The 4,945-nt window shown below is 60.9% G+C and carries 3 protein-coding genes; 2 read left to right on the top strand and 1 reads right to left on the bottom strand.

The window, feature by feature from the left end:
* Positions 1-132: 132 nt before the first annotated feature.
* A complete protein-coding gene (locus KIH75_RS09835) occupies positions 133-1,578 on the top strand; it encodes a replication-associated recombination protein A (RefSeq protein ID WP_219056524.1) in 1,446 nt (481 codons plus the stop codon).
* A gap of 583 nt (positions 1,579-2,161) precedes the next feature.
* Positions 2,162-3,748 (top strand): MFS transporter, encoded by a 1,587-nt coding sequence (locus tag KIH75_RS09830; protein ID WP_219056523.1) that lies wholly within the window; start codon positions 2,162-2,164, stop codon positions 3,746-3,748.
* A gap of 244 nt (positions 3,749-3,992) precedes the next feature.
* On the opposite strand, the gene KIH75_RS09825 is transcribed toward KIH75_RS09830, so the two are convergent.
* The gene (locus KIH75_RS09825; RefSeq protein ID WP_219056522.1) at positions 3,993-4,298 is read right to left on the bottom strand and encodes a YhbY family RNA-binding protein; all 306 of its coding nucleotides are present in this window, start codon (positions 4,296-4,298) and stop codon (positions 3,993-3,995) included.
* Positions 4,299-4,945: the final 647 nt, after the last annotated feature.

The following is a 4,945-nucleotide window of genomic DNA, read 5'->3' as shown; positions in this document are numbered from 1 at the left end:
CATCCTTGACGCCGGATGTTACGGCGGAAAGTTCTTCGAATTCGCGGTGGAACTTCCGGAGGGGTGGGGTGATAAAACCACGGAGAACAGATCGGCAAAACCACGGAGAGCCAGAGCGGTAGAGTGGGAACCATGAGTGAGCAGGATTTATTCGGTGCGACGGAAGCGCCCGAAGATATGACCAGACCGTTGGCAGTGCGCATGAGGCCGCAAACCATCGACGAAGTGGTGGGGCAGCAGCATGTGCTCGGTCAGGGGTCGCCGCTGCGGCGCCTCGCCAATCCCGCTTCCAAGGGCTCCCTCACCGCGCCGAGCTCCATCATCCTGTTCGGCCCTCCCGGTGTGGGCAAAACCACGCTCGCCACCATCGTGGCCAAACAGTCCGGCCGCGAATTCGAAGAACTTTCCGCCGTAACATCCGGCGTCAAGGATGTGCGCGACGTACTCAACCGCGCCCACGAACGCTTGGTGACGCAAGGCAGGGAAACCGTCCTGTTCATCGACGAAGTGCATCGTTTCTCCAAATCCCAGCAGGACGCGCTACTGCCGGCGGTCGAAAACCGCGACGTCACGTTCATCGGCGCGACTACCGAAAACCCCAGTTTTTCCGTCATCAAACCGCTGCTTTCGCGTTCCGTGGTGGTCAAACTCGAATCGCTCGAACCCGACCAGCTCCACGAACTCATCATGCGCGCGCTGGAAAGTCCGCACGGCCTGAAAGGCGAAGTCAAGGCGAACGATGAGGCCATCGATGAAATCGTACGCATGGCGGGCGGCGACGCACGCAAAAGCCTGACGATCCTGGAGGCCGCGGCGGGCGCGGTGACGGGGGACAAGGCGCGCAAGAAGGGCGCTCGCAAGCCGATCATCACGCCGGACATCGTTTCGACCGTCATGGACACGGCCACGGTCCGTTACGACAAGGACGGCGACGACCATTACGACGTGATCTCCGCGTTCATCAAGTCCATGCGCGGTTCCGACCCGGACGCCGCCATCCACTACCTGGCGCGCATGATCCGCGCGGGCGAGGACCCGCGTTTCATCGCCCGACGCATCATGATCGCAGCCGCCGAGGAAGTGGGCATGGCCGCGCCGCAAATCCTTCAGGTCACCGTGGCTGCGGCGCAGGCGGTGGCGCTGGTCGGCATGCCGGAGGCGCGAATCATCCTCGCCGAGGCGACGCTCGCAGTGGCCACGGCGCCGAAATCGAACGCCAGTTACAACGCCATCAACGAGGCTTTGGCCGACGTGGACGCCGGGCATATCGGTGCGGTGCCGCTGCACTTGCGTAATGCGCCGACCAAGCTCATGAAGGAGTGGGGCAATCACGAGGGCTACCGGTACGCGCATGATTGGCCTGGCGCGGTGGCGCCGCAGCAGTATCTGCCTGATGAGCTGGTGGGCCGGGAATACTACCATCCCAACGATCGCGGCTACGAGCATGAGGTGTCGGCGCGTCTCGCACGGATTCGTCCCATTTTGCACGGGGACGACGGAAACGGCGGAATGACCGGGAATGGTGGGACTGCTGGGACAGCTGGTGGGACTGCTGGGACGGCGGAAACGGCGGAATGACTGAAAACGGTGGGACAGCTAGGAGCACTGGAACGGCTGGAACGGCTTGAACGGCGGATCGTCCGGAAACGGTGGGAACGACTGATTTCGTCGAGGCGGGTGCGGCGGATTTGTGCGGTTCCGTTGATCGGGACCGCGTCAGGTCGGACCGGCTGTGTCAGGTTGAACCGCCCTCAGCCATGCCCGACCGCATTCAAATCATTTTCAGACCGCATCCGGGGCGAATCGCACTCCAACTATCCCGACCGCAATCAGACAGATCACGTTCCAGCCGGGTCCGACCATATTCAGATCGTATGTGGGTCGCGTTCAGACCAGAACGCATTCCAACCACGTTCCGACCGCAATCCACACCGTCCACCGTTGTCCACCTGACCCGGCTACACTGGACACTCGGCTATCAAACGAAACGTCTGCCGCGTGGGTGCGCGGCGCGAGGATACATACGCCGGTTGGCAACACCTTATATTCCGCAAGATTTCACATTCCGCAGTACGAGGGGCGCGCCTCAACACGGCTTGCCCTTCCGGAGCGAAATACGATACAGGTCACAGCGAAACCACGAGCGAAGATAAGCGAAGATATGAGCGAGAACACAGAGAATACGAAGAATACAGGGAATACGAAGAACACAGGGAACGTCACGAGTACCAGCGAAACCGCAAGCACGGCCGTCAGCGAAACCGCTGCCGCGCCCACCAACACCACCCCCGCAACCCCCGCCGACGAAAAAATCAGCGGCCGACTCATCGGTTCGATCGTCGCGGTCGGTTCGCTCGCCTTCATCGGCATCCTCACGGAAACCGTGATGACGGTGCTGTTCCCCGCGCTGATGCGCGAATTCAACGTCACCACGTCCACCGTGCAGTGGATCACCACCATCTACCTGCTGTCCGTCGCGGCGACCATGCCGGTCAGCTCCTTCCTGAAGCGCCGGTTCAAAATCAAGGCGCTGTTCCTTGCTGCGGTGGCGCTCGCCCTCGTCGGCTCGCTGATCATGATTGTCGCGCACGCCTTCCCGCTGTTGCTGATCGCGCGCATCATCCAAGGCATCGGCTCCGGCATCGCCACGCCGCTCATGATCAACATCATTCTCGAACAGTCGCCGCGCTCCAAAATCGGTCGTCTTATGGGCGTCGGTTCGCTGGTGATCACCGTCGCGCCCGCTATTGGCCCGACCGTCGGCGGCGCGGTGACCAGCATTCTGCCGTGGCGTGCGATTTTCGTCATCGCGATTCCGCTGATCCTGCTGGCCGCGGTGATCGGCTGCCGGTGCATCGAACAGAAGGTGCCCACCGAGGACGCCTACCTTGACCCGCTGCAGCTGACCGCCATCGTGTTCGCGCTGGTCGGCCTGGTACTCGCCCTGAACCAGGGCGGCGTGGCCGTGGGCAAGCTCGTGTCCGGCGGGAACGCGACCTTCTCCTTCATCATCACCGCGGTTTGCCTGGTGGTGGGGCTCGGCTCGCTGGTACTGTTCGCGTTCATGTCCCGTCGCGCGTTCTCGCCGCTGCTGCGTCTCGGCATTCTGCGTGACCCCGTGGTGCTGCTGCATGCCGTCGCGTACACGCTGATGCCGCTCGTTGGCATCGGTTACGGTTACGTGATCACCAATGTCGCCCAGCTGTCGCTCGGTACGTCCACGTTCGTGGCCGGTGCACTGGTGCTGCCGGGTGCGTTGATCGGCGCGGTGTGCGCTCCGCTCGGCGGCTGGTTCTACGACCGGTTCGGCGCGGTCAAGCCGATCCTCATCCCGATGGGCATTGCCGTGCTCGGCCCCACGCTGATGCTGGTGTTCTCCATGCATCTGACGGCGGCGATGCTGGCCGGCTTCTACTTCGTGTTCGGCTTCTTCTACGCCATCGGCAATGCGAACGTGATGACCAGTGCGTTGTCCGAAGTGCCGGGCGTGTTCAGGCCCGACGGCAACGCTATTTTCAACACTTGCCTGCAGTTCGGTGGTGCGGCCGGTACCGCGCTGTTCGCCACGATTCTGTCGGTGGCGCAGGCCGGCGCGGGGCAGGAGGGTTCCGCGTCGTTCGCCCATGCCACGGCGGTTGGCGGCGCGTGGACTTTCGGCACGATGATTCTGATCTGCGTGATCGGTTGGACGTGCCTTGCTACGGCTATGCGTATTCGCGTGCGGCGAAATGCGCGTGCGGCGCGGTGAGATGCTGAGGCGCGGTGAGATGCGCTGAGGTGTGCTGAGGCGCTGTGCTGTGCGGCGCGGTGCGATGAGGCTCGAAGCGCTGAACCGGAATCATCCGATTTCATACAGTGAAGGGCGACCCCGTTATCTGAACGGGATCGCCCTTCGTCGTATGTTGCACGGCTTGTGCGGTTCGCACGGTTCGCACAGTTACGAGCGGTACGAACCACACGAACGTCGCGAATCGTACGATACGGAATCGGAACTACTCGCGCACCAGCTTGATGTGCTCGACGTCGTCGCGCTTGGAACGACGGTAGATGACGAAACGGTTGCCGATGGTCTGCACGACTTCGGCGTTCAGCTGTTCCGCCAGTCCTTCGGCCGCTTCCTTGGCGGTCAGTCCGGAGCCGTCCTGCACGGCGCACTTGATGAGCTCGTGCTTTTCGATCGTTTCGTCGGCCTGCTTGATCGCGGCTTCGGTCAGATCGTTCTTGCCCACGTAGAACAGCGGCTTCAGCGAGTTCGCCAGAGCGCGCAGCTGCTTGGTCTGCTTCTTGGTCAGTGCCATTGATATGTCCTTACGTTTTCGATACGTCTTTCGACTGATTCGCGCGTACTAGGCGCGATTTCATACCATCCGCCAGCATAGCGCAAGGGGTTGCAAAGAGTGGTTCAGGAAGAGCCGGGGCATCTCATCCAAAATCGGACAGGAATGGGCTTGTTTTGTCTGATTTCGGTAATCGACAAGGCTGCCCCTACCGTTTTCAGACAAAATTGCCCCATTCTTGTCTGATTCTGGTAATTGAAGGTATGTGGGTTAACCCCTACCGTTTTCAGACAAAAATACCCTGATTTTGTCTGATTTCGGTAAGAGGGGACACGGAGGAGAGCAGGTTGGGTTATCTGTTACCGGAATCGGACAGAATGGGGCTGATTTTGTCTGATTTCGGTAATGAGGGGACGCGGGTTAACTCATACCATTTTCGGACAGAAATGGGCTGATTTTGTCTGATTTCGGTAGGGGGAGAGTACGGGGAGGGGTGGCTGGGTTATCTCGTTACCGGAATCGGACAGAAATGGGCTGGTTTTGGTAGTGCCCGAAAAGTTGCGCACTTTGGATCATGGCCGTCCATGGCGCGATGATCAGTTCGCTTCCACGAGGTTGTCATCGAGCCGGGACATGTCCAGGTAGCGGCGGTTCGACCATTCGTTCGC

It is taken from the genome of Bifidobacterium pongonis, assembly GCF_019331805.1.
GTDB lineage: Bacteria > Actinomycetota > Actinomycetes > Actinomycetales > Bifidobacteriaceae > Bifidobacterium > Bifidobacterium pongonis.
Note: the sequence above shows the minus strand (reverse complement) of the source record. Positions and strands in the feature narration are given on the sequence as shown.

Coding starts and splice junctions, on each gene's coding strand:
- KIH75_RS09835 (WP_219056524.1), top strand. CDS start 133: ATGAGTGAGCAGGATTTATTCGGTGCGACGGAAGCGCCCGAAGATATG.
- KIH75_RS09830 (WP_219056523.1), top strand. CDS start 2,162: ATGAGCGAGAACACAGAGAATACGAAGAATACAGGGAATACGAAGAAC.
- KIH75_RS09825 (WP_219056522.1), bottom strand. CDS start 4,298: ATGGCACTGACCAAGAAGCAGACCAAGCAGCTGCGCGCTCTGGCGAAC.